The sequence below is a fragment of the Amycolatopsis sp. TRM77291 genome (assembly GCF_054166285.1).
This window is the reverse complement of the sequence record NZ_JBSZHF010000001.1, coordinates 1,127,776-1,149,548: the sequence shown is the minus strand read 5'-3', so window position 1 is coordinate 1,149,548 and position 21,773 is coordinate 1,127,776. Positions and strand designations below refer to the sequence as shown.

Genomic DNA, 21,773 nt, shown 5'->3' with positions numbered 1-21,773 from the left:
GAACAACTTCGATCAAAGCCACCACTCAAGATCACTAGGCGTTTCCACGCGTTGTCGATAATGTCTGACGTGGCCCCACGATCGGCCGACAGAAATCAACATTCGGGCAAGTCGTCTCCCCTTCTGGTACACGGCTTCACCCTGCGGAAAACCCAGAAGGCCGGCGGCCAATCGAACGCGGAAGAAGGCCAGGCGGAATTCGCCGTGGCGTTCGAGCCGAACGACGAGAAAGAGAAACACCAGTGAAGAAATGGACGACACGGGTCACGACCGGCCTGCTGGTCGCGGGAATGGCACTCGCCGTGCAGAGCGCGCCGGCGATGGCCGAGGAAGAGGCGGACACCGCCACGACCGAGGTCGCACTGACCGACGTGACCACGGAGGGCATCGACGCTTCCTCAGACTGCGGCGGATGGCGGGGCGGTTTGGCCAGCTACGGCCGCTGGAAGGTGGACAAGGCGGGCTGCGGCTACATCAGCCCGGACTCGAAGAAGAACCCGCAGCACCGCCGCTACACGTGGAAGCTCCCGCCTGGCAGCAACAGCAGGATCTGTGTTCAGGCGGAGGGCCACTACTGGAGCACCAAGAAGAACAAGAGCGTCAAGACCTGGAAGACGGCGGGATGCGGAACCGGCGGCACCGTTGTCGTGCGCTGGTCGGGCCCGCCGAAGAAGGGCGGCGGCTATCTCGGTCTCGCCTCGACCCCCAGGGTGCGGGCGAAGGTCCAGCCGGGCTTCGGTGGCGTCGCGTACAGCTGGAAGTGAGCCGGCTCGCGCCGGTGTGACCAATGGCCACCACGGATCCGGGACACCGCCACTCCCCCTCGATGGCGCCCCGGATCCGTGGTGCACCGGCCGCGTCCCGCATGAAGCGAATTGGCGGGGGCCCGTTTGCCGGTCCCGTCTGCGTGATGTCGCGAAAGCCACTTTCGGGACATCGCACGTCTCGAAAGTGGCTTTCGCGACACGCGTCCCCGCCACCTGGGCAGGCCTGTGAGGTTGCGAAAGCCACTTACCCCACCTCCAACGTTGCGAAAGTGCCTTTCGCAACACCCCACATTTGCGTTACCCCCGCCGGAACGACCATTGCCACTCACGACTCGCCGTACACCGGGGCTAGCGCAGACCGATCTCCGTGAGCAGGGCCTGCGCCTTCCGCCCGTGATCGTCGGCCATGCCGGTGTCGCCGGCGACGGCCGCTCCGTGCCCGATCCCTTTGTGCGCCTGCGCTTGCTCATAGCGGTCACCGAGTTTTTCGGCGACCGCAAGCGCTTCGCGGTGCCGGGCGATCGAACCCGCCGCGTCGCCCAGGTCGCCGAGTGCGATACCGATACCGTTGAGCGCTTTGATCTCGAACTCCCCCAAGCTGTTCCGGCGTGCGCGGTCCAGTGCCTCGGTCAGGTGCGCCAGGGCGTCGTCGTGCTCGCCCAGCCGCGCGAGCAGCGAGCCGATGTGGAGCAACGCCTCGGTCTCCGGGAACGGATAGCCGAATTCGCGTGCGGTCGCGAGCGCCCGCCGGTAGTGGCCGAGGGCCTCGGCGGAGTGACCCTGCTGCTCGTGCACCGTGCCGAGGTTGCCGTAGGTCAGGCATTCCCCCACCCGGTCCCCACCTCCAGCATGATCGCCAAGGCCTCGTCCAGGTACCCCTCGGCCTTGTCCCAGTCGCCGACGCGCATCGCGCTGTTCCCGAGGTTGCCCAGCGCGCGGCTTTCGCTGGTGCGATTGCCGGTCTCCCGGTGCACGAGCAGCGCCTGCCGGTAGCAGTCCTCGGCCGCCGCGAAGTCGCTGAGCCGGTCGAACGCGTTGCCGAGGTTGTTCAGTGCCCGTGCCCAGCTCGCCCGGTCGCCGCCCGCGTCGTACCGCGCGAGCGCCTGCTTGAGCTGGTCGATGCTCTCCTGGTAGCGATTGGAGCGCAGGTAGACCGCGCCGAGGCTCATATACGCGCTCGCCTGGACCAGCGGGTCGGCGGCGCGGACCGCGATACCGTGCACGATCTCCGCGTCGGCGAAGTGCAGCGCGTTGTACAGATACCGGTTCAGGATCGGCGACATCGTGGCCGCGTCCTCGCGTCCGCCCTGTTCCCCGGTCAGCACGGTGATGCCGACCAGGTTGTGCCGCTCGGCGTCCAGCCACGCCGTCGCCGCCGCGACGTCGGCGAAATCCGGCGCCGGAACGTCCGAAGTGGACACGACAGGTCTGCGGTCGCACTCGTGCGGGGCGTAGCGGTCCATGGCTCGGCAGGCGGCGTGCCGGTAGTAGCCGAACAACCGGCCGAGTGCGGCCTGCCGCGCGGAGGCGGCGTCCACGTCCCGCGCCAGTCCCGCCGCGTAGAGACGGACCACGTCGTGCAGGCCGAACCGATCCTGGACGCTCCGCTGCACCAGGCTGCCGGCGACCAGTTCACCCAGAAGTGCCTCCGCCTTGGCTAGCTCCACCCCGGCGAGCGCGGCCGCCGCCCGCGTGTCGACGTCGCGGCCGGGGTGGATCGCGAGGAGTCGCAGCAGCAGCGCGGCATCGGCGGGCAGGTCCGCATAGGACAGGCCGATGGCGTTCTCCAGCTCGTCCTCGATCCGCAGGCTGTCCCGGCGTTCCGCGAGCCGGGCGGCGTGGTCGCGCAACGTCCAGTCGCGCCGGTTCCGGATCCGGCCGGCCACCACCGTCAACGCGAGCGGCAGATGGCCGACCAGCTCGGCGATCCGCGCGGCGGCCTCGGTGTCCTCGGCGACCTTCGTTTCGCCGACCAGCCTGCGCAACATGTCGAGCGACTCGGTCCCCGGAAACGCGTCCAAGTGTACGAGCCGCGCACCGGCCAAGCCGGTCAGGCGCCGTCTGCTGGTGATCAGCACGATGCCGCCCGGCCGGTCCGGCAGCAGCGGGCACACCTGATCGGCGTCCGCCGCGTTGTCCAGCACCACGACCGGCCGCCGGTCCGCGAGCAGCCTGCGATAGGTCGCCTGCCTGCCATCGGGGCCGAGGCGGTGGATCTCCTTGCCCGGCACCCCGAGCCGCCGGAGGAACTCGTCCAGCACCGCGAGCGGATCGGCGGGCGCGCGGTCGGCGTCGTAGCCAGGCAGGTCCGCCCACAGCCGGACCTCGGCACCGTCCCGGTGTGCCAGCCGGTGCGCGGCACGGACGGCGAGACTGGTCTTGCCGACCCCGGCCATCCCGTCGATCACCACCACCGGCGCCCGCTCGTCGCCCCCGGTGATCGCGGCCAGCTCGGCCTGTCTGCCGACGAACTCCGTGCTGTCGGCGGGCAGCTCACCCGCCACGGTCACCCACGACGAGTCGGCCGTGAGGCCCGCGATCACCTGGCACCCCTGCCGCCACCGCGCCACCACCGCCTCGTCGGCGGCGAGCGCGCGCACGATGTCCGCGACGAGGTCCACGTCCATCCGCCGCCTGCCCGGTTGCAGGCAGCGGTAGACCGTGTTGAACACCGGCAGGTCGGGGTTGCCCGCCGTCCGCCGCGCCCGTACGACCCGACGGTGCAACTCCCGGTAGGACACGCCGGTCCAGCCGCGCAACAAGTTCAGCCGGGCCGCCAGCTCGTCGAACGAACCGGCGCCGACCGGCTCCGGCGTTCGGTCGGGATTCATGCTCGAAAAGGGTGAACCGTGCGTCCGGCCGGCACTGTCCAAACGGGAGAAATCGTCGGTCGCCGAGTTCGACGGCCCGGCCCACCGGCTCGCCGATCTCGACTATGGTCGGGCGGCATCCGGCCCGGGAGTCACCGCCGGGCGGATCGGTTCACGTGTCCAGGGGGTTCCTGTGCCGGAGGAACGGCCGCCGAGTCCGATCGGGGCCCGGTCGTACGACGAGCTCTCCCAGCGGCTGCGGCAGGCGCTGGCCTGGGCGGGATTGACCCACCGGGAACTGCACCGCCGGGTGCGGCGCCTGCGCACGGCCAGGGGAACGGCCGACCTTCCCGCCTACAACACCGTGTACCGCTGCCTGCTGCCGGGACGCAAACGACTCGACGTCGAACTGGTCGTCGACATCGCGGCCGTGCTGCTCGGCATGGACGTCGCGGCGGAATGGCGGCAGGCGCACCGGGTGATCACCGGGCACGCCACCGAGGCGGCCGTGATCAGCGTGGCCGATCACCTGCCCGCTCCGGACGGCGGGTTCGTCGGCAGGCAGGCGCAGTTGCGCCGGATACTGGACGCCGAGCCGGACGACGCCGGCGTGTGGGCGATCTCCGGGATGGCCGGGGTCGGCAAGACCCGGTTCGCCAGCGAGGTCGCGCGGCTGCTGGCCGAGCGGGGCCGCTTCGCCGACGTGCGGCTGGTGGTGAATCTCCGCGGTTTCGACGCGGATCGGCCCGCCGCGGACCCGGCCGCGGTGCTCGAAGGCTTCCTGCGCCGGCTCGGGGCGTCCGGTAGCGAGATCGGCTGCCTCACCCTCGCCGGCCGGAGCGCGCTGTTCCGGCGGCTGCTGGACGGGCGGCGCGCGCTGATCCTGCTGGACAACGCGGCGTCGGTCGACCAGGTGCTGCCGTTGCTGCCCGACCTGCCGACCTGCCTGGTGCTGGTCACCAGCAGGCGCCGCCTCGCCGGGCTGGACACCGCCCGGCACGTGGCGCTGGACGTGTTCACCCCGGAGGAGTCGGTCGAGTTGCTCCGCGGCGGGATCGGCGACGAACGCGTCGACGCGGAGCGGGGCGAAGCGGCCGAAATCATCGAACTGGTCGGCCGGTTACCGCTGGCCCTCGCACTGGTGACCCGGCGGCTGGCCGCCTCGGACGAGTGGACGATGGCCGACCACCGGGACCGCCTCGCCGACCTGCGGACCATGCTGAGACTGGACGACGGGGTCGAAGTCGCGCTGCGCACGTCGTACGACGAGCTGGCCGAAGCGGACCGGATATTGCTCGGCTTGCTCGCCATCTATCCGGGACGCGATGTCGACGACCACGCGGCCGCGGCGCTGGCGGGCGTCGAGGTCGGCGCCGTCCGCCGCCAACTCGACGACCTGGTGGCGGCCAACATGATCACCGCCCGCGCGTCCCGGTTCGAACTGCACGACCTGGTCCGGGTGTTCGCCGAGAAACGCCTCCGGGAGAACCTCCAGGCCCGGATGCGCCGGGCCGCGGCCGTGCGGCTGCTCGACTTCCAGCTCGCCACCACCCGTGCCGCGCTCGTCACCTGCTATCCCCATGAGGCGGAGCGGTGGGAGGACCTGCCCACCCCCGCGGCGCGGGCTCTCGTGTTCGACGGGGCGGACGAGGCGATGGCCTGGCTGGACACCGAGCGGGTCAACCTCGTCGTCGCGTCCGGCTGGGCGCTGAGCGAGGGACGCGACGACCACGTGACGCGGCTCGCGTGCGTGATGACCAGCTATTTCGAGGCCCGCGTGCACGTGAGCGACGCGCAGGCCCTGTTCGGCAACGCCGTCCGGGTCGCGTCCGGTGTCACCCGGGGGCACGTCCTGAACGGGCTGGCCATGACCCATTGGCAACGGGGCGACGCCGCCGGGGCGCTCGTCGTCCTGGAAGACGCGATCAGGGAGTTCTCCGCCGCCGGTGAATCCGATTACGTCGTCAACCTGTCGGGCAACGTCGGCCTGTTGCTGACCGGTCTCGGCGACTATCGTGCCGCGTTGCCCTGTTTCCGGCGGGCCATGGAGTTCGCCGTCGTGCGGAACAACGAGTCGTTCCGGGCACGGCAGTTGTGCAATATCGGCCTCGCCGAAATGCGGCTGGGGAACTATCCCGCCGCCGTCGGCAATTTGTCGCAGGCCCTCGACGTGACCAGGGCGAGCGCGGACCACCTCTGCGAATGCCGGGCCCTCGACGGTCTCGGCACCACGTTCTGGCGAATGGGAAAGGAAACCGAGGCAGGGGCCTATTACGAGCAAGCGCTCTCCGTGGCGAGGCAGTCGCACAACCGGGCCGACGAGGGCAAGGTGCTCAACCATCTCGGGGTCCTGCTCGTCGCCGCCGGGCGGTTCGACGAGGCGTTGGCGCATCACCGGCAGGCCATCGAGCTGGCCAGGGAAATCGGCAGCAGGGAAGGAATGCTGGCCGCGAGCAACGACATGGCGGCGACCCTGCTCGCCGCCGGGCGGGCCGACGACGCCGTGCGTTGCCTGCGGCAGTCGATCGAGTCGGCGACCGCGGCGGACAGCCGTTACGAACTGGCCAGGGCCCAAAGTGGACTCGGCGACGCACTGTCCGCCGCCGGTGATCCGGTCGCCGCGCGGAAGCACTGGCGGACCGCGCACGCCGCGTTCACCGAGATGGGTGTGCCGGAGGCCGTCGACGTCCACGAACGTCTCGTGTCGGCCGCGACGGCGGCGTCGTAAAGCGGCTCGTTGGAGCGCAGTCTCGCCGCTCCAACGGATCCGGTCAGTCGTCGAGGGCGTCGAGCACGCGTCCGAGGTCGACGAACTTGAAGTTCGTGGCGTCCCGGCCCGGCTCCCCCGGCTTGTCGTCACCGTCCTGGACGACGAGCAGGCCGTTCGGGTACTTGCCGCCGAGCGGCTCGTTGAGGACGGCGGCGCCGTCGCTCTCCTCGGTGCCGTCGAGGGTCGCGGACACGGCGGTCACCCGGAAGCCGCCTTCGTACTCGTTGTCTTCGTCGAGTTCGCGGTCGTAGGCCGCGAAGGTGTCGTCCCCCTGGCTGGAGGCGAGCAGGTAGCCGTCGCCGTCCTTCTGCTTGAGGAGGGTGAGCCCTTCGACGTCGGCGGACAGGCGCTTGCCACCGTAGCCCGGGTCGGATCCGGGTACGCATTCCTCGGTCGCCTCGTCGTAGGTTCCGGGGATGCCGTACTCGCGGACCTTGTCGATGAGCTTCGGAGTGCCTTCGAGGTCGGCGTCCAGCCGCCAGATTCCGACATCCTCCTGCCCGGCATAGAGAGTGCCGTTCGCGGCATCGACGACCATGCCCTCGACCTGGGGCAGTTCATCCGGCTCACCGCACGGAGCCCACGTCTTGCCGTTCGGCAGCCGGAACTCGGACGGCAACACGAGCGAGCGCACCTTGCGGTAGGAGACCGTGCCTCCGGCGCCCGCGGTCAGCTCCAGCAGGCTGAGAGCGGTGCGTTCCCGCTGGCTGACCACCGCGTACGAACGGCCGCTGGCGGGATCGGTCCACGTGGCGAGGCCGTAAGCGGTGCGCTGGTCGTTGATCTCCTCCTGCGACGAAGAGAAGATCGCCGGCGCGGCGGGATCGGTGACGTCGGTGAGCGGGGCGCCGGGGTTTCCGCCGTCGATACGGTAGATCCGCAGCCGGTCCCGGCCGCGATCACTGGTGACGGCCAGGTCGCTCACCCGGGAGCCGACCTTCATGCGGTGCACGAGATCGACGTTGTTGAACCGGCCGGGCGCATCGTCCGGTCCGGGCGCTTCGGGCGCCGGTATCGACTGCACTTCGCGGCCGTCGAGGTCGTAGACCCGCAGGCCGCCCTCCTTGACCGTGGCGACGACGAGGCTCCGGTCCGGAGCCGCCGGGTTGCGCCAGATCGCCGGGTCGTCGGCGTCCGCGTTGCCGCCTGCTTCGTCGTCGTACACGGCCGGGGTTTCGGTCGCCGGCTTGACGCCGGGCAGCGCGTCGGCCGCCGCGGCCGAAGGGGGCAAGACCGCGGAGAGCGCCGTGACCAGCACGAGCCCGCCGACGGTGACACGGGCTCTGGAGGCCTGAGCCATGAAGGTTTTCCTTCCTGGAGCGAATCGGACAGCCCACTATGAAGTCACCGCGTGACGAGTTACCCGAAAGTAACGGCACATCCGGGTGACCAGGACGTGAACACCGCCGCCCCTTCACCGCCGTGGGATCATCGGTCCGTGCGCGCACTGAACCGCCTCCTGCTGGTGCTGTGCTCAGGTCTCGTGGTGGCAGGCTGCGAGCCGGATGGTCCGGACGTGTCCCAAGCGGACACGTTGCGCTCCTACCAGCCGCGCTTCGAGGAGGTCCGGCGCAAGCTGGCCCAGACCAAATCCCTGCTGCCGTCGGCGAAGGTCGGCTCGGCCTCCTGTGCCGTACCCACCCCGTTGGACCCCAAGTTCACGTACACGACCGAATACGACGTCCGGACCGGGCAGAGCGCGAACAACGTCGAGATCATCTCGGAACGGGCCCTCACCGACCCGGACACCCGGGTCAAGTACATGGACACCTTCGAATACGACCCGACCCAGCTGATCGAGGCGTTGCGCTGGACCGGGCCGCACGGCCCGCTCGGCGACGGCCGGATCGAGCTCCTTCCACCGGCGGCGACGTGGGACGAGGAGGACGACCGCAAGCTGCGGGCCGAACTGGACGTCGGACTCGGCACCCGGTACGCCCTGGTCCTGCGCACGATCGAATACACGCCGCCGCACCGGATCGACGAGCCCACCAGAAAGGAGTTCTACAGCCGTGTCGTGACGGACGCCTTCGTCGTGGATCTGCGGCGGCCGGCACTTCTGTGCTCGTTCACCGCGGACGCGAAGTACTCCGATCTCGCCGTGATGTACAACAGCCGCACGAGCTGGGCCGCCGCGATGTACGAGAACATGTCGGACAACCTCGGGTATCAGATCGTCCGGCAGCTGGAGACGCTGACCGGCGGCACCGCCAGCAAGCCGAAGTGACCCCGCTCGCGCCGGCGCTGTCTTCACCGGTGGCGATCGGTTTAACCTGGCCGCATGCCCTCGCCTGATCGTCTGGCCGCTTTCGCGCTCGCGTCGTTCGTCCTGATCCTCGTCCCGGGCCCCGCCGTGCTGTTCGCGATCAGCCGCGCCTTGGCGTACGGCCGTCGGACCGCGCTGATGACCGTGCTCGGCGGTGCGGCAGGCAGCTTCACCGCCGCCACGGCCGTCGCCATCGGCGTCGGCGCCATCATCCAGACCTCCGCCGTGATCTACACGGTGATCAAGCTCGCCGGCGCCGCTTACCTCGTCCACCTCGGTATCCAGGCGATCCGGCACCGCCGGGCGCTACGGGACGCCTTCGAGGCGCGAGCGGTCCCGATCAGCGGCGGACGCACCCTGGTACAGGGTTTCGTCGTCGGCGTCACCAATCCCAAGACCGTGGTGTTCTTCGCGGCGATCCTGCCCCAGTTCGTCGACCCCTCGGCCGGGCACGCCGGTCTGCAAATGGTGGTGCTGGGCGCGGTGTTCGCCACGATCGCCCTGGCGATGGATTCCGTCTGGGGGATGGCGGCCGGGGCGGCCCGCTCCTGGTTCGCCCGCTCGGCGCGGCGCCTCGACCTGATCGGCGGCGCGGCCGGTCTCACCATGATGGGGCTCGGCGTCGGCCTGGCCGTCAGCGGCCGCAAGGAGTAGCGCTCAGCCGAGGTGGTCGTTCTCGCCACTGGCCCAGGCGGCGTATCGCTCGGCGGAGCGGAGAACGGCGTCTTTCGCGCCGGCCCGCACGATGCCTCCGGTGAGGCCGTAAAGCCGCTCGAACTCGTAGGGCGCGAGCCGTTCCGCGATCCGCCGCACCAGCCCGGCCGAAAGCGGGATCGCGTTGGGATAGCTGCGCATGAAGCTCACCCAGCCCGCGGCGGCCACCGGCACGATGGTGTCACCGACCAGGAGCGAGCCGCCGTCCGTGGCGACGTGGGCGACCGCGGCCCCGGGAAAGTGCCCGCCCGCCTCGACAAGGGTGACCCCGGGAAGGACCCGCTCGACACCTCGCCACTCCCGGATCACCGGATCCTCGCGCCGCACCCACCGCCGGTCGGCGGAATGCACCAGGACCGGGACGTTCCCGAGATGATGACTCAGACTCACCTGCGAGCCGTACATATGCGGATGGCTCGCCACGATCGCGGCCGCCCCGCCGAGTTCGGCGATCTTGTCGAGCAGGGGCCGGTCGAGAGCGTTGGGCGGATCCCACAGGAGATTGCCCTGATCGGTCTGGACCACGTACGTCCACTGGCCGATCGCGAACTCCGGTTCCCGGTGCAGGCGATGGATTCCCGGCTCCGGTTGTTCGTGCACCAGCTCGTGTGGCTCCGCGGCGAGTTCGTCCACTGTGGTCCAGGACTGCCCGGAGGCGCGGACGTACTGTCGCTCGTCCGCGCAGATTCCGCAGACCCCGGCCGGTGGTTCGTCGGTGTCGGGATGCTCGACGCCGCAGGTGCCACAGATCCAGATCGTCATGGGTCCAGCTTGGAACCTTCAGCCGGCTGGAGGTCAAGGGCCCTGTAAGCGGTTGGTGGTTCAGCGAGCTCCGGGTAGCTCGACCAGTAGGCTTCACCCTTGAGCGCGAGCATCGCCCAATGCCATGCCTCGTCATGGAATACCAAGCCACGGAAGGGATTGCCGGACTCTTCATACGGATACCGGCGGACGGCTGCGTCAAGGGATTGGGCCGGCGTCATGGAGCCGTAGACGCGCATGACCCAGGCGTACCGTTCTCGTTCGCTCGCGAGGCATCGTGCGTATTCGTCCTCGGACCACTCGCCCGCCGCTGCCATGGCGTCAGCCTAGACGCCGTCTCCGAGCCACGAGTTCGAGCATCGCGACCGGCAGCAAGTGATTGCGCGATCCCGCCGCCGCGGTCTATCTTCCTACGTGTCCGGATAGCGTTCCGCAGTGTCCGCATACCGGACACGTGCCTGTCCGGCCGACTCGACGAGGAGCGAAAGTGACGAACGTGCCCGCCTCGCACGAAACGGCCGGTTCGAGGTCTGGCGGCGTCAGCCGGTCGGCGTTCCGGCGGGTCCTGGCGGGCAGTACCGCCGGCGCGGTGCTGGAGTGGTACGACTTCGCGCTCTACGGAATCCTCGCGGCCACCGTCCTCGGGCCGCTGTTCTTCCCCGGCGGCGACGGGTTCGCCCAGTTGCTGCTCGCGCTGGCGACACAAGGGCTCGGTTTCGTCGCACGCCCGATCGGCGGCATCGTGTTCGGGCATCTCGGTGATCGCCTCGGCCGCAAACCCATGCTGGTGACCACTTTCCTGTTGCTCGGGCTGTCGACCTCCGCGATCGGGCTGCTCCCCACCTACGCTCAGGCCGGTATCGGGGCGACGATCTCGCTCGTCGTGCTGAGGCTGATCCAGGGATTCGCCCTCGGCGGCGAATTCGGTGCGGCCGTGCTGATGGTCAGCGAGTACGGAAGCCCGAAGCGGCGGGGCTTCTGGTCGGCCTGGCCGCAGGCGGGAGCGCCGCTGGGCACGGTGCTCGCCACGGCCGTGGTCGGCGGGATCGCCTTGGTACTCCCCGAAAACGCCTTCGACCAATGGGGCTGGCGAGTCGGTTTCCTGTTCGCGATCCCGCTGCTGGCCATCGGTTTCTGGATCCGGCGGCGTATCGACGAGTCACCGGTGTTCCAGGAAGCGCAGGCGCGGGCCACGGCATCCGCGGACGCCGTCCGGGAGCGGTCGAGCATCCTGGAGACGCTCGCCCACCCCGGTCCCGTCCTCCGCGGGCTCGGCGTGCGGCTGGGCGAGAACGTGGCCTTCTACGTCTACACCGTTTTCGTGGTCGCCTATGCCACGAAGACCTTCGGCTACGACAAGTCCGACGTCCTCCTCGCCGTGGCCGTCGGGTCCCTGCTGCAGTTCGCGGGGATGCTGGCCGGCGGCCACTGGTCGGACCGCGTCGGACGGCGTATCGCCATGCTGGTCCCCGCGGCGGGCCTCGCGGTGTGGGCACCGGTCTTCTTCGCCATCGTCCAAGCCGACAATCTGCCGTTGCTCCATCTCGGCATCGGCGTCGGCGCGGCACTGCACGGACTCCTGGCCGGGCCGGAAGCCGCGTGGATCGCCGAACTCTTCCCGACCCGCCGCCGTTTCGCCGGTGCCTCCCTGGTGTTCCAGGGTTCCTCGATCATCGCCGGCGCGCCCGCACCCCTCATCGCCGTGTGGCTGGCCGAAAAACAGGGCCCGACGGCGGTCGTGCTGTACCTCGTCGGCACGATCGCGGTCACCCTCGTCGCGTTGCTCCTCAGCGCCGAAACCCGGGGCGCCGACCTGAATTCCGACAACAGGTGACCGGCGAAATCTCGGAATATGCTGGAACGCCGCGCTGGCGACGGTGTCGAACAAGGTCAGGACCAACCGCGCCGAGATCGTCGGCTACTTCCAGCACTTCCTGGAGAACAAACCCGTCGGCAATTCGAGTGCGGGAAGCCGGGACGGCCGCTACGGTCCTGACCATGACGTCGGATGAGTTCGTACCGGCCGGTTTCGTCCCTCCGGCCTCGCTCGTGACCGAACGGTTCCGCCTCGAACCGCTGGGGCCGCAACACAATTCGGCCGACCACGCCGCGTGGATGTCGAGTATCGAGCATATCCGCTCCACTCCCGGCTATCCCGACGGCGACTGGCCACCCCGCGACGGCATGACTCTCGAAGAGAACCTCGAGGATCTCCGCCGCCACGCGGCGGACTTCGTGCGACGCACCGGGTTCACCTTCACCGTCCTCGACCCGGCGGACGACGTCATCGGTTGTGTGTATCTGTATCCCCCGGACTCCGGAGAATGGGACGTCACGGTGCAGTCCTGGGTACGGGCCGACAAAGCGGACCTCGACGCGGCACTCGCCGACGCCGTCGCGCGCTGGCTCGCCTCGGAATGGCCGTGGAAACGCGTGGACCGCTGCGGCCGCCGTTTCTGATCTGTCGCTTCTCAGCTCCAGGCGAACAGGTCCTGCTTGAGGTCCATCGCCGCGAACAGGTGGTCGCGCGACGCTTCGAGTTCCTGGCGCAACCGGGTCAGATCCGCGTCGAGCAGCCGCCCCTTCCACTTGCGCACCTTGCCGGCGACGATCACCGTCTCGACGTTGGTGCGGTCCATCAGCGACACGATCGCTCCCGGCACGCTGTTGAGCGGGGCCACGTTGAGCGCGGTCGCGTCGAGCACGACGATGTCGGCCTCCTTGCCGGGAGTCAGGGTGCCAGTCCTGCCGTCGAGGCCGAGATGCTTGGCACCGTTGACGGTCGCGTACCGCAGCACATCGCGGACGGTGAGCAGCTCTGGCGTTCCCGGGGCCGGCGTCGGCCAGTTGCCCGGCGGTACGAGGTCGCCCTGGTCGAGGATCATCTGGTTGACGATCATGCGCTGCATGATCATCGCGGAGCGCATCAGCGTGAACGGGTCCGCGGCCATCGTCGTCTCGACGTCGGAGCTCAGCGAAGGCTCCATGCCGAGCTCCTGCATCTTGAGGATGGGCGGCGTGCCGTGCCGCATGGTCATCTCGATCGGGAAGGCCAGCGAGACCTGCGCACCGGCGTCCCGCAGCCGTCGCCAGGTCCGGTCGGACATTCCGGTCATGTGGATGAACAGGTTGTCCGGCCCCACTTCGACCCCGGCGGCGCCCTGGGCGAGGTCGTCGAAGACCGGCCGCATCCCCCACGAGCCGACGGCGTGCGCGGCGATCTTGAGATCCAGCTCGCGGGCGATCGCCCAGGCGCGGGTGTACACCTGCCTGCCGAGGTGGAGCTCCCCGCCCATGACCATGGTCACCAGCCGGTCGTTCGAGGAGAACCATCGGTCGCGGATGCGGTACGCGTCCTGCGGATACCGGGCACCCGTGCGGCCGTCGCCCTCGAAGAACCCGAACGCCGAACGCCGCCCGGTGTCGACGAGCGCCTGGATCGCCGCGTCGGTGTGCTCTGGTGAATGGTGGATCTGCGAGACGTCCAGCACCGTCGTGACCCCGGCGTCGAGCTGGGAAAGCCCGGCGAACAACGAGTTGACGTAGACGTCCGCCGGCCGGTAGGCCCGCGCGAAACCCCGCAGGATGTGCTCGCCGTAGTTCGGTCGGGCGCTCGGCGAGCCCGAGTGGTCGTCGAGGAGCAGGCCGTTGGCGAGGAACGCGCGCTCCGCCGTCTCGAACAGATGGTGGTGCGTGTCGACGAAGCCCGGCAGCACGATGCGCCCCCGTGCGTCGATCTCGCCGGCGTTATCGGCGCGGATATCCGGCCGGATCTCGACGATCTCGCCGCCCTCGACCAGCACGTCGGCGGTCGCGAAGTCGCCGACGTTCGGATCCATGGACAGCACCGCGCCGCCACGGATGACGTAGCGGCGTCCCGGCCGCCCGCTGTCTTCCGGTGGCTCGCCCTCGTCACGTCTTTCGGTCATGGGGGTGCCTTCCTTCGCACGAGCGCTTCGAGTTGATGTATCAACTGATACTCGCCGTTGAGTTGATTTGTCAACTCATAAGGTAGGGTGACGTCATGAAGCAGCAGGAGTTGACGGAACACGAACTCCGCGCGTGGCGGGTGTCCTTCCAGATGCTGGAGCTGCTGCGGACCCGTATCGAGCAGCAGCTCCAGGCCAGCAGCGGCCTGTCCAACGCCGACTACACCGTGCTCGCGCTGCTGTCCGAGGCGCCGGACGGGCGGATGCGCGTCTACGAGCTCGGCCGCGCGGCCTCCTGGGAAAAGAGCCGCATGCACCACCAGCTCACCCGGATGGGCAAGCGGGGCCTGGTCACGCGGGAACGATGCGGCTCGCGCGGCATGGAGGCGGTGATCACGGCGAACGGCCTCACCGCGCTCAAGCAGGCCGCGCCCAGCCACGCCCAGGAGGTCCGGCGCCTTGTCGTCGACCGCCTCACTCCTGAGGAACTCGACCAGTTCGCCGGTATCGCCACCACGATCCTCGAGCACCTGAAGGAGGACCAGCCACCCGCGTAGCGGCTTCACCGATCAGAAATCCTCCGCCACGTCGTCGGTTCTGGTGGCCCCCTCACACCGGTGGAAGGATCGACGACCATGACCGACGCCCGACCGCACGGCACCGACGAAGCCACGTTCATCGCGGTGGCGCGCTCAGGCGATACGGCACGGTTCGCGCTCATCACGGAGCGCCACCGGCGCGAGCTGCAGGTGCACTGCTACCGGATGCTCGCGAACTACGACGACGCCCAGGACATGACGCAGGAGACGTTCCTGCGGGCGTGGCACAAGCGGGAGTCGTTCAAGGGCCACGCCACGCTGCGGACCTGGCTGTACCGGATCGCGACGAACGTCTGCCTCGACTTCCTGGAGAAGCGCGACGACCGCACCCCCGTACCGGCCGACCTGGCGGGCTCCGAGCTGGGCTACCTGCAGCCGTTCCCCGACCGGATGCTTCCCGAGGATCCCCAGGAATCGGTGGTGGCACGGGAGACGATCGAGCTGGCGTTCATCGTCGCCGTCCAGCGGCTACCGCCGCGGCAGCGGGCGGTGTTCGTCCTGCGGGACGTCCTCGGCTGGCCGGCGCCGAAGGCCGCCGACGCCCTGGAGCTGACCGTCGCCTCGGTGACCAGCGCTCTGCAGCGAGCGCGCGTGACGATGCGCGAGCAGCTGCCCGGCCGCCGCCTCGACTGGCGGAGCCCCGCCACCCACGAGCTGTCGAACGACGAGCGCGGCGTGGTGAAGTCGTATATCGACGCCCACGAGCGCAACGACCTCGACGGCCTGATCTCCTTGCTGCGCAACGATCTGCGCTTCGCGATGCTGCCCGATCCGGGCACCGTGACGAGGACGGCCGGGGACGCGGTGGACGGCTGGATCTCCGGCGGGCTCTTCCAGCGCGGCCACGACGACTGGCGCGGTATCCCCACGACGGTCAACCGCATGCCGGCCGCCGCGCTGTACCTCCGCGCCCCCGACGCCCCGGACTACCGGCTGTTCGCCATCGCGGTCCTGCGCGTCGCCGACGGGAAGATCGCCGAACTCACCGGATTCGACGTCACCGGCAAACCATGGCCGGGCCTTCCCCCGGCACTGTGATCACTCAGCGCCTCGTCTCGTATCGGGTCAGCACCACGCCGCCGGGGAACGTGCGCGTCTCCACGAGGTTCAGCTTCACCCAGCTGTCCAGCGCGGTGAAGAACGGCGTGCCCCCGCCCACCAGGACCGGCACGGTGACCAGCAGGTACTCGTCGATCAGCCCGGCCCGCATGGCGGCCCCGGCGAGCGTCGCGCCGCCGATGTCCATCGGGCCGCCGTCCTCGGCCTTGAGCCGGGTGATCTCGGTGACCGCGTCGCCGGTGACCAGGCGGGTGTTCCAGTCGACCGTGCCGGTCGTGGAGGAGAACACCACCTTCGGCATGTCCCGCCAGCGGCGGGCGTACTCGATCTCCGCCGGGGTCGCGCCGGGCCGCTGGTCCGCGGTCGGCCAATCGGCACTCATCACCTCCCACAACTTGCGCCCGTACAGCGCGAGTCCCGTCGCGGCCACCCGGTCGGACCACCACTGGAACAACTCGCCGCTCGACGACGAGTCCGGTCCGTCACCCCCGCTCCAGCCGAGGTCGTCGCCGGGCGCGGCGATGTAGCCGTCCAGGGACACATTCATGCCGAAGGTCAGTTTTCGCATGGCGTCAGCCTCCCGTGAATAGATCTCACACATACAGACGGACGGGGCGGGAAAACCTGATCGGTGCCGGCACGGACCACTAGACTCCGCGGCGTTCCAGGTTGGACGGCTGAAGGAGCTCGGGTGGCGGTCGATTCGGAGGGTGCCGGATCCGGGGCGCCCTTGCCGTCGCCCGTGACGGATTGCGCGGTGTACGTCGACGGCCGCCGCTTGCCGGGCCTGCGCGATCACGCCGAGGCGCTGGCCGAAGTACGCCGCCGCGGCGACGGGTTCGCCTGGGCCGGGCTCCACGAGCCGGACGCGGCGCGGATGCAGGGCGTCGCCGAGGTGTTCGGGCTGCACGAGCTGGCGGTCGAGGACGTCGTTCACGCCCACCAGCGCCCCAAACTGGAGCCCTACGGCGACACGTTGTTCATGGTGCTGAAGACCGTCCGGTTCGTGGAGCACGAGTCGCCGACCACGGCGAACGAGATCGTGGAGACCGGGGAGATCATGGTGTTCCTCGGCAAGGACTTCATCGTCACGGTGCGCCATGGGCAGCACTCCGCGCTCCGGAGAGTGCGCTCGGAGCTGGAAGCCATCCCGGAGCGCCTGGCCGCCGGGCCGTCCGCAGTCCTGCACGCGATCACCGACCACGTCGTCGACGGCTACCTCGACGTGAGCGAGGCGTTCGAGAACGACATCGACGTGATGGAGGCGCTCGTGTTCGCCCCCGGCAGCCCGATCAGCGCCGAGCAGATGTACCTGGTGAAACGGGAGATCGTCGAGCTGCGGCGGGCGGTGATGCCGCTGGCCACCCCGCTGCGGCGGCTGGCCGAGGGCTCGAACCCGCTCATTTCCGAGCAGGTCCGGACCTATTTCCGCGACGTCGACGACCACTTGACCACCGTCACCGAACGGGTCGCCGGGTTCGACGAACTGCTCACCACGCTCGTCGACGCGACACTGGCGAAATTGTCGCTGCAGCAGAACAACGACATGCGCAAGATCACCTCGTGGGCGGCCATCATCGCCGTACCGACCATGGGAGCCGGGGTGTACGGCATGAATTTCGACTTCATGCCCGAACTGCACTGGAAGTACGGCTATCCCGCCGTGTTGGCGGTGATCCTGACCGCGTGCCTGGTCCTCTACCGGATCTTCAAAGGCAAGAAATGGCTTTGAACGCCCGAGCCTGCCGGCCTGCCGAGACCAGGAGAAAGCTTTGTCGAAACTGAAGAAGCCCACGTTCTGGCTCGTCGTGCTCCTCCTCGGCTGGCTCACGTTGATCGTCGTGCAGATCTCGCTGGGAATGGGCGGCGCCCCCTGAACCCGCGGAGGTAACTGGACCGACGTCCGTCCAATGTGGCCTCCGTCGCCGTTGGCCGGAAAGTCGGCCACGGCCCGATCGTTCTCCGCGGATCACCGTGGCCGCCCGGGCGGGATCGTCCGATACAGAGGGGAATTCCCGCCCAGGCGGCACCGCCGAGGGCTCACGACCGCCGGAAACCCCGCACACGAATCCCTTCGTTCCGGCGGTTTCCGGTCAGTAGTCACGTCCTGCGGTCATGACACCTCCTTTCGCCCTTCGCGACGCCACTTCCCGGCATCGCTCGGGCAGGACCTTAAGTCGGGTGACGCGACAGCGGCTGTCGTCGCACTTGCACGGCTCTGTCACCCGCCCGCGGCGACATCGCCGATCGTCAGATAAGCGATCAGGCCCGCGTCGACTTCGAACCGGTAGCGCAAAGTGACGGTATTGCCGGGAAAGTTCCCGTCGAGCCGGATCCGCACGACGGGCCGCGTCGTGTCGGCATCGGTCTGCCCCATGCGGGTGCTGGTGTACTCGTACTCACCGGCGGAGCGTTCGATCCACGCGCCGATCTCGTCGATACCGCGGTAGGTCTTGCCGTCGTCGATGACCGTGGCGTCCTTGGCGAAGGTGGCCTTCGCGTCGTCGTGGCGGCCCTCGTCGTGAGCATCGAGGTACGCCAGTACGACGGAGGGCAGCAGTGCTGGGTCATAAGCGGTGTAGCCGTCGGTCATGGAAATCTCCGCTCTATAGATGGGTTTTGAGGTCAGATCGTGCGAAGGGTGCCGCCGTCGACGACGATGTCCGCCCCGACGATGCTGGAGGCGCCCCCGGAGACGAGGAACGCGACCGTCTCCGCGATCTCCTCGGGCGTGGCGAAGCGGCCCAAAGGCACACCACCGAGCGCGGCCATCAGCGAGTCCTGCGCCGCCGCCCGGTCGCCGTCGAACCGCTCGGCGAGACGATCGACGAGGTGGTCGGCGGCGTCGGTCTGGATGCCGCCCGGGGAGACCGTGTTGACCCGGATCCCGTGGGAGGCGAGCTGGCCGGCCAGTCCCTTGCTGTAGGCGCGCAGCCCGGCTTTCGCGGCCGCGTAGGCGAGCGTGCCGTCCCACAGCGGCATACGGGACTGGATCGAGGTGACGTGCACGATCGCCCCGCGCCCTTCCTCGATCATGGCGGGGACGAGCGCACGGTCCAGGCGCACCGCGGCCATCAGGTTCAGATCCAGCTCCTGCTCCCAATGAGCCTCTTCCAACGCGGCGAAGCCCCCGGCCGGCGACTGTGAACCGCCGGCGACATGGACGATCACCTCCGGCACGCCCTCGGCGAGAACCTCACCGGCCGCCCGGGACACATCGGCCGGATCGGTCAGGTCGCACGCGAGGAAACGCGCTTCGCCCTCACCGGCGGTGCGGGCGATGACGGTGACGTCCATCCCCTCCCGCTGGAGTCGGCGCGTGACGGCGGCACCGGTACCACGCGTTCCACCGGTCACCACGGCGCGGACGAGGGATGCCTGCGAACGAGTCACTTCTAAATTAGCAGTCATAGTAACTGCTAGAGTAGCAGTAACCTGAGTTCCGGAGGAGGACCCCTTGGCGGCACGCGTCCGCGCCGAAGACCGGGAGTGCCCGCTGTCGACGGCGATGTCCTACGTCGGGGAGTGGTGGACGATGCTGATCCTGCACGACTGCTTCGACGGCTACACCCGCTTCGACCAGTTCGAGGCCAACATCGGCCTGTCCTCCAGCATGCTCACCGCCAGGCTGAAAACCCTGCTGGAGAACGGCATCCTGACCAAGCGGGCCTACCAGGACCGCCCCGTGCGGTACGAGTACGTGCTCACCGAATTCGGCCGCTCACTGCGCCCGGTCCTGGTCGCCATGGCCGCCTGGCGCAACGAGCAGCTCGCGCCTGAGGACCGGGCGATGATCCTCGTCGACGCGGTCACCGGCCGTGAGGTCGAGCCGACGGTCGTCGACCCCGCGACCGGGCTGCCCGTCTCGGATCCGCGGTTCGTCTACACCGCCGGGCCCGCCGCGGGCGAGCAGATGCGCGCACGCTATCGATCGCGGCCCTGAAGTGCGCGCATGAGGACATTCGCAACGGCGCGGAGGACCGCGTGACCTCGACCGTGGAGGATGTCACGGAGGCAGGCGCGGTCGTTCCGCGAGTTCCTCACCCGAAGTTCCAGCGCCACCCTCGTCCACGAAAGGCGCCGTCCATGACCGAGACGCCCACCCCCGCCGATCCCGGCAACCCGCCCGTGCCGCCCGGCAAGCTGTTACTGGAGCTGGTGCCCGTGCCGGTCACCGACATCGAACGGGCCAAAACCTTCTACCAGGACCGGCTCGGGTTCCGCCTCGACGTCGACGTCAACCCGAAGCCCGGCGTCCGCATCGTCCAGCTCACCCCACCCGGTTCGGCCTGCTCGATCACCCTCGCCGAAGGCCTCCCCACCCTCGACATGCCTCCGGGAACACTGCGCGGACTGCACCTGGTGGTCGCCGACATCGAGGCGGCCCGCGCCGAACTCGCCGAACGCGGCGTCGAAATCAGCGACGTCGAAGACCTCGGCGGAGTGTTCTACGCGTACTTCGCCGACCCCGACGGCAACACCTGGTGCCTGCAGCACATGCCCTGGCGCTGACCCGCGGCATAGCTCACGCGACCACTTGGCCGACAGGGGTGAACGGCGCGTTCATAACGAACGCGCCGTTCACGACGAACCGATCAGGGCGTGAAAGCCCTTTCAGTACCCGCCCGGACGAGACGTCCGCATCAGGTCACTCAACTGAGGTAGAAGCCGCCGTCGTTGCGGAGGACCGTCGCCACGATCGGGAACCGCCGGGTGCCGTTCCACCAGTGGTAGACCGCGTGGTACTGGCCGTTCGCCGCCTGGAAGAAGTCCATCCCGCCCGGGCCGGGGTGGTTGCCGGGCAGGCCGCGGTAGGGGTTGAGGCCCCCGGTGCCGGTGTACCCGAAGTACGGCCGCTCGCCCCCGTTCTGCCGCGGCGTGCAACGCGTCGACGGGAGCGGGCCGGTGCCACACCTGGCGATGCCGGTCGCGTACCGCGCGCTGTCCCAGTTGTTGCCGGAGTAGGCCAGGTACCAGTAGCCGTCGGCGGATTTGAACATCGACGGGTTCTCGACCACGTGCGTGCCGCCGCTCATCCGGATGGTCTCCCAGCCGATGTCGGTGCTCTTCAACGCGTCCCGGCGGGTGTCCCAGTCCGCCATGCCGTTGGAATGGGTGCGCACGATCGAGATGCCGGTTTCCGGGTACGAGGTGATCGCGTCGTCCCGGTAGGCGACGTACATGGAACTGCCCGAGACGAACGGGTTCGCGTCGATGGCCCAGCGGCCGCTGCCCGGGCACGCCCACTCGACGGGGTTGGTGAACGGTCCCCGCGCGCTGCCCGAGACGGCGCGGCCGAGGCATTTCTGGCCGCTTCCCCGCTTGGACGCGGTGTAGTACATGAAGTAGGTGTCGCCGAAGCGGACGACGCCGGGTGCCCAGACGTTGCCCTCCGCCCAGCTACCCGGCCCGTTGGGCAGTGCGTCGGCGGACGCGCATGTACCCACACCGACGGTGTTGCCGGAGCCGTGCACGAGCACCGGCACGAACAGGTGGCCGGTCACGCCGCACCGGGCGCCGACACCGGCGCCGACCGTGGTGCCGTAGGTGACGTACGAGCCGTCCTTCGCCTGGACGGTGTCCGGGTCGGCGAGCGGGAACGTCGACTCGGCGGCCGCGGTCGAGACACCGTCGGCCGCACTGGCCGTGCCGGCCGCCACGACGGCGGCCGCCGCGGTCGTCGCGAGCACGCCCGCCACGAGTAATCTGGTCGTCCACTTGCGCATACTGAATCCCTTACTAGGCAAGGAGAGTAGGGTCGATCACAAGGCGCACCCGGCCGACGGCGGTCGAGGCGGCAAGCCCTGCCGCCTCGACGCGGAACAACGATTCGCCGGGGTGACCGGCCGGCCTCCCCGGTGACTTGTGGACGGACAAGTGCGCCAGTCGGAAAACTATGTGACCCCCGTCGTCGAAGCGACCGAAAGCGCGGAAACTGCCGCTCGATACATCCGTACGGCCCATCCGGCGGAGCCGTTCGAGCTACCCCATGCGCCGCGCGGTGATCCGATCCCGCCGGGCGGATCCGGGGACTCACGCGAGGCCGCCCCGCGCCCGGCTCGGGTTGCCGAACACCACCAGCAGCAAAGCCTTCGCT

23 protein-coding genes are annotated in these 21,773 nt (G+C 69.2%); 13 read left to right on the top strand and 10 right to left on the bottom strand.

Going from position 1 to position 21,773, the window contains the following annotated elements:
* Positions 1-69: 69 nt before the first annotated feature.
* Together ACXIZN_RS05475 and ACXIZN_RS05470 are read left to right on the top strand one after the other, a co-directional pair.
* Positions 70-246, top strand: coding sequence for a hypothetical protein (locus ACXIZN_RS05475; protein ID WP_457952883.1), 177 nt, complete (start codon positions 70-72; stop codon positions 244-246).
* On the top strand, positions 243-764 hold the full coding sequence (locus ACXIZN_RS05470; protein ID WP_457952882.1) for a hypothetical protein: 522 nt from the start codon (positions 243-245) through the stop codon (positions 762-764). Before ACXIZN_RS05475 ends, ACXIZN_RS05470 begins: the two co-directional genes overlap by 4 nt.
* 351 nt (positions 765-1,115) lie before the next feature.
* On the opposite strand, the gene ACXIZN_RS05465 is transcribed toward ACXIZN_RS05470, so the two are convergent.
* Both ACXIZN_RS05465 and ACXIZN_RS05460 read right to left on the bottom strand, forming a co-directional pair.
* Positions 1,116-1,598, bottom strand: a complete 483-nt coding sequence (locus ACXIZN_RS05465; RefSeq protein ID WP_457952881.1) for a tetratricopeptide repeat protein — start codon at positions 1,596-1,598, stop codon at positions 1,116-1,118.
* Positions 1,583-3,598, bottom strand: coding sequence for a tetratricopeptide repeat protein (locus ACXIZN_RS05460; RefSeq protein WP_457952880.1), 2,016 nt, complete (start codon positions 3,596-3,598; stop codon positions 1,583-1,585). Before ACXIZN_RS05460 ends, ACXIZN_RS05465 begins: the two co-directional genes overlap by 16 nt.
* Here ACXIZN_RS05460 and ACXIZN_RS05455 point away from each other — a divergent pair.
* Entirely contained in the window at positions 3,597-6,305 is a 2,709-nt protein-coding gene (locus tag ACXIZN_RS05455; protein WP_457952879.1) for an ATP-binding protein, read from the top strand. The genes ACXIZN_RS05460 and ACXIZN_RS05455 overlap by 2 nt on opposite strands.
* 43 nt (positions 6,306-6,348) lie before the next feature.
* Here the strand turns inward: ACXIZN_RS05455 and ACXIZN_RS05450 are convergent, their stop codons facing one another.
* Positions 6,349-7,647, bottom strand: a complete 1,299-nt coding sequence (locus ACXIZN_RS05450) for a phytase (RefSeq protein WP_457952878.1) — start codon at positions 7,645-7,647, stop codon at positions 6,349-6,351.
* Between the two features lie 138 nt (positions 7,648-7,785).
* Here ACXIZN_RS05450 and ACXIZN_RS05445 point away from each other — a divergent pair, with 138 nt between their 5' ends.
* Together ACXIZN_RS05445 and ACXIZN_RS05440 are read left to right on the top strand one after the other, a co-directional pair.
* Positions 7,786-8,574, top strand: a complete 789-nt coding sequence (locus ACXIZN_RS05445) for a hypothetical protein (protein WP_457952877.1) — start codon at positions 7,786-7,788, stop codon at positions 8,572-8,574.
* Between the two features lie 54 nt (positions 8,575-8,628).
* A complete protein-coding gene (locus ACXIZN_RS05440; RefSeq protein WP_457952876.1) occupies positions 8,629-9,267 on the top strand; it encodes a LysE family translocator in 639 nt (212 codons plus the stop codon).
* A 3-nt stretch (positions 9,268-9,270) separates the two neighbouring features.
* Here ACXIZN_RS05440 and ACXIZN_RS05435 read toward each other — a convergent pair whose 3' ends face one another.
* Both ACXIZN_RS05435 and ACXIZN_RS05430 read right to left on the bottom strand, forming a co-directional pair.
* Positions 9,271-10,089, bottom strand: coding sequence for a hydrolase (locus tag ACXIZN_RS05435; RefSeq protein WP_457952875.1), 819 nt, complete (start codon positions 10,087-10,089; stop codon positions 9,271-9,273).
* Positions 10,086-10,406, bottom strand: coding sequence for a hypothetical protein (locus ACXIZN_RS05430; RefSeq protein WP_457952874.1), 321 nt, complete (start codon positions 10,404-10,406; stop codon positions 10,086-10,088). Before ACXIZN_RS05430 ends, ACXIZN_RS05435 begins: the two co-directional genes overlap by 4 nt.
* A 170-nt stretch (positions 10,407-10,576) precedes the next feature.
* On the opposite strand from ACXIZN_RS05430, the gene ACXIZN_RS05425 reads away from it, so the two are divergent.
* The 3 genes from ACXIZN_RS05425 to ACXIZN_RS05415 are packed head-to-tail and all read left to right on the top strand — an operon-like array spanning position 10,577 to position 12,549.
* Positions 10,577-11,923: an MFS transporter gene (locus tag ACXIZN_RS05425; protein WP_457952873.1), complete on the top strand. Its 1,347-nt coding sequence runs from the start codon at positions 10,577-10,579 to the stop codon at positions 11,921-11,923.
* A gap of 43 nt (positions 11,924-11,966) precedes the next feature.
* Positions 11,967-12,101 carry a hypothetical protein gene (locus ACXIZN_RS05420; RefSeq protein ID WP_457952872.1) on the top strand — a complete coding sequence of 45 codons (135 nt, stop codon included), beginning with the start codon at positions 11,967-11,969 and terminating at the stop codon, positions 12,099-12,101.
* Positions 12,088-12,549, top strand: a complete 462-nt coding sequence (locus ACXIZN_RS05415; RefSeq protein ID WP_457952871.1) for a GNAT family N-acetyltransferase — start codon at positions 12,088-12,090, stop codon at positions 12,547-12,549. Before ACXIZN_RS05420 ends, ACXIZN_RS05415 begins: the two co-directional genes overlap by 14 nt.
* An 11-nt stretch (positions 12,550-12,560) precedes the next feature.
* Here ACXIZN_RS05415 and ACXIZN_RS05410 read toward each other — a convergent pair whose 3' ends face one another.
* A complete protein-coding gene (locus ACXIZN_RS05410; RefSeq protein ID WP_457952870.1) occupies positions 12,561-14,018 on the bottom strand; it encodes an amidohydrolase family protein in 1,458 nt (485 codons plus the stop codon).
* 95 nt (positions 14,019-14,113) lie between these two features.
* Between ACXIZN_RS05410 and ACXIZN_RS05405 the strand changes: the two genes are divergently transcribed.
* Both ACXIZN_RS05405 and ACXIZN_RS05400 read left to right on the top strand, forming a co-directional pair.
* Positions 14,114-14,575: a MarR family winged helix-turn-helix transcriptional regulator gene (locus ACXIZN_RS05405; RefSeq protein ID WP_457952869.1), complete on the top strand. Its 462-nt coding sequence runs from the start codon at positions 14,114-14,116 to the stop codon at positions 14,573-14,575.
* A gap of 78 nt (positions 14,576-14,653) precedes the next feature.
* A complete protein-coding gene (locus tag ACXIZN_RS05400; protein ID WP_457952868.1) occupies positions 14,654-15,655 on the top strand; it encodes an RNA polymerase subunit sigma-70 in 1,002 nt (333 codons plus the stop codon).
* A 4-nt stretch (positions 15,656-15,659) separates the two neighbouring features.
* Here ACXIZN_RS05400 and ACXIZN_RS05395 read toward each other — a convergent pair whose 3' ends face one another.
* On the bottom strand, positions 15,660-16,244 hold the full coding sequence (locus ACXIZN_RS05395; RefSeq protein WP_457952866.1) for a dihydrofolate reductase family protein: 585 nt from the start codon (positions 16,242-16,244) through the stop codon (positions 15,660-15,662).
* A gap of 123 nt (positions 16,245-16,367) precedes the next feature.
* Here ACXIZN_RS05395 and ACXIZN_RS05390 point away from each other — a divergent pair, with 123 nt between their 5' ends.
* Positions 16,368-17,408, top strand: coding sequence for a magnesium and cobalt transport protein CorA (locus ACXIZN_RS05390; RefSeq protein WP_457952865.1), 1,041 nt, complete (start codon positions 16,368-16,370; stop codon positions 17,406-17,408).
* Between the two features lie 489 nt (positions 17,409-17,897).
* Here ACXIZN_RS05390 and ACXIZN_RS05385 read toward each other — a convergent pair whose 3' ends face one another.
* Positions 17,898-18,269, bottom strand: coding sequence for a nuclear transport factor 2 family protein (locus ACXIZN_RS05385; RefSeq protein WP_457952864.1), 372 nt, complete (start codon positions 18,267-18,269; stop codon positions 17,898-17,900).
* 32 nt (positions 18,270-18,301) lie between these two features.
* Positions 18,302-19,087: an SDR family oxidoreductase gene (locus ACXIZN_RS05380; RefSeq protein ID WP_457952863.1), complete on the bottom strand. Its 786-nt coding sequence runs from the start codon at positions 19,085-19,087 to the stop codon at positions 18,302-18,304.
* A gap of 46 nt (positions 19,088-19,133) precedes the next feature.
* Here ACXIZN_RS05380 and ACXIZN_RS05375 point away from each other — a divergent pair, with 46 nt between their 5' ends.
* Positions 19,134-19,619: a winged helix-turn-helix transcriptional regulator gene (locus tag ACXIZN_RS05375; RefSeq protein WP_192741296.1), complete on the top strand. Its 486-nt coding sequence runs from the start codon at positions 19,134-19,136 to the stop codon at positions 19,617-19,619.
* 143 nt (positions 19,620-19,762) lie between these two features.
* Positions 19,763-20,188, top strand: coding sequence for a VOC family protein (locus ACXIZN_RS05370; RefSeq protein WP_457952862.1), 426 nt, complete (start codon positions 19,763-19,765; stop codon positions 20,186-20,188).
* A 140-nt stretch (positions 20,189-20,328) separates the two neighbouring features.
* Here the strand turns inward: ACXIZN_RS05370 and ACXIZN_RS05365 are convergent, their stop codons facing one another.
* Complete coding sequence (locus ACXIZN_RS05365; RefSeq protein WP_457952860.1) at positions 20,329-21,402, bottom strand: family 43 glycosylhydrolase; 1,074 nt, start codon at positions 21,400-21,402, stop codon at positions 20,329-20,331.
* Positions 21,403-21,773 lie beyond the last annotated feature (371 nt).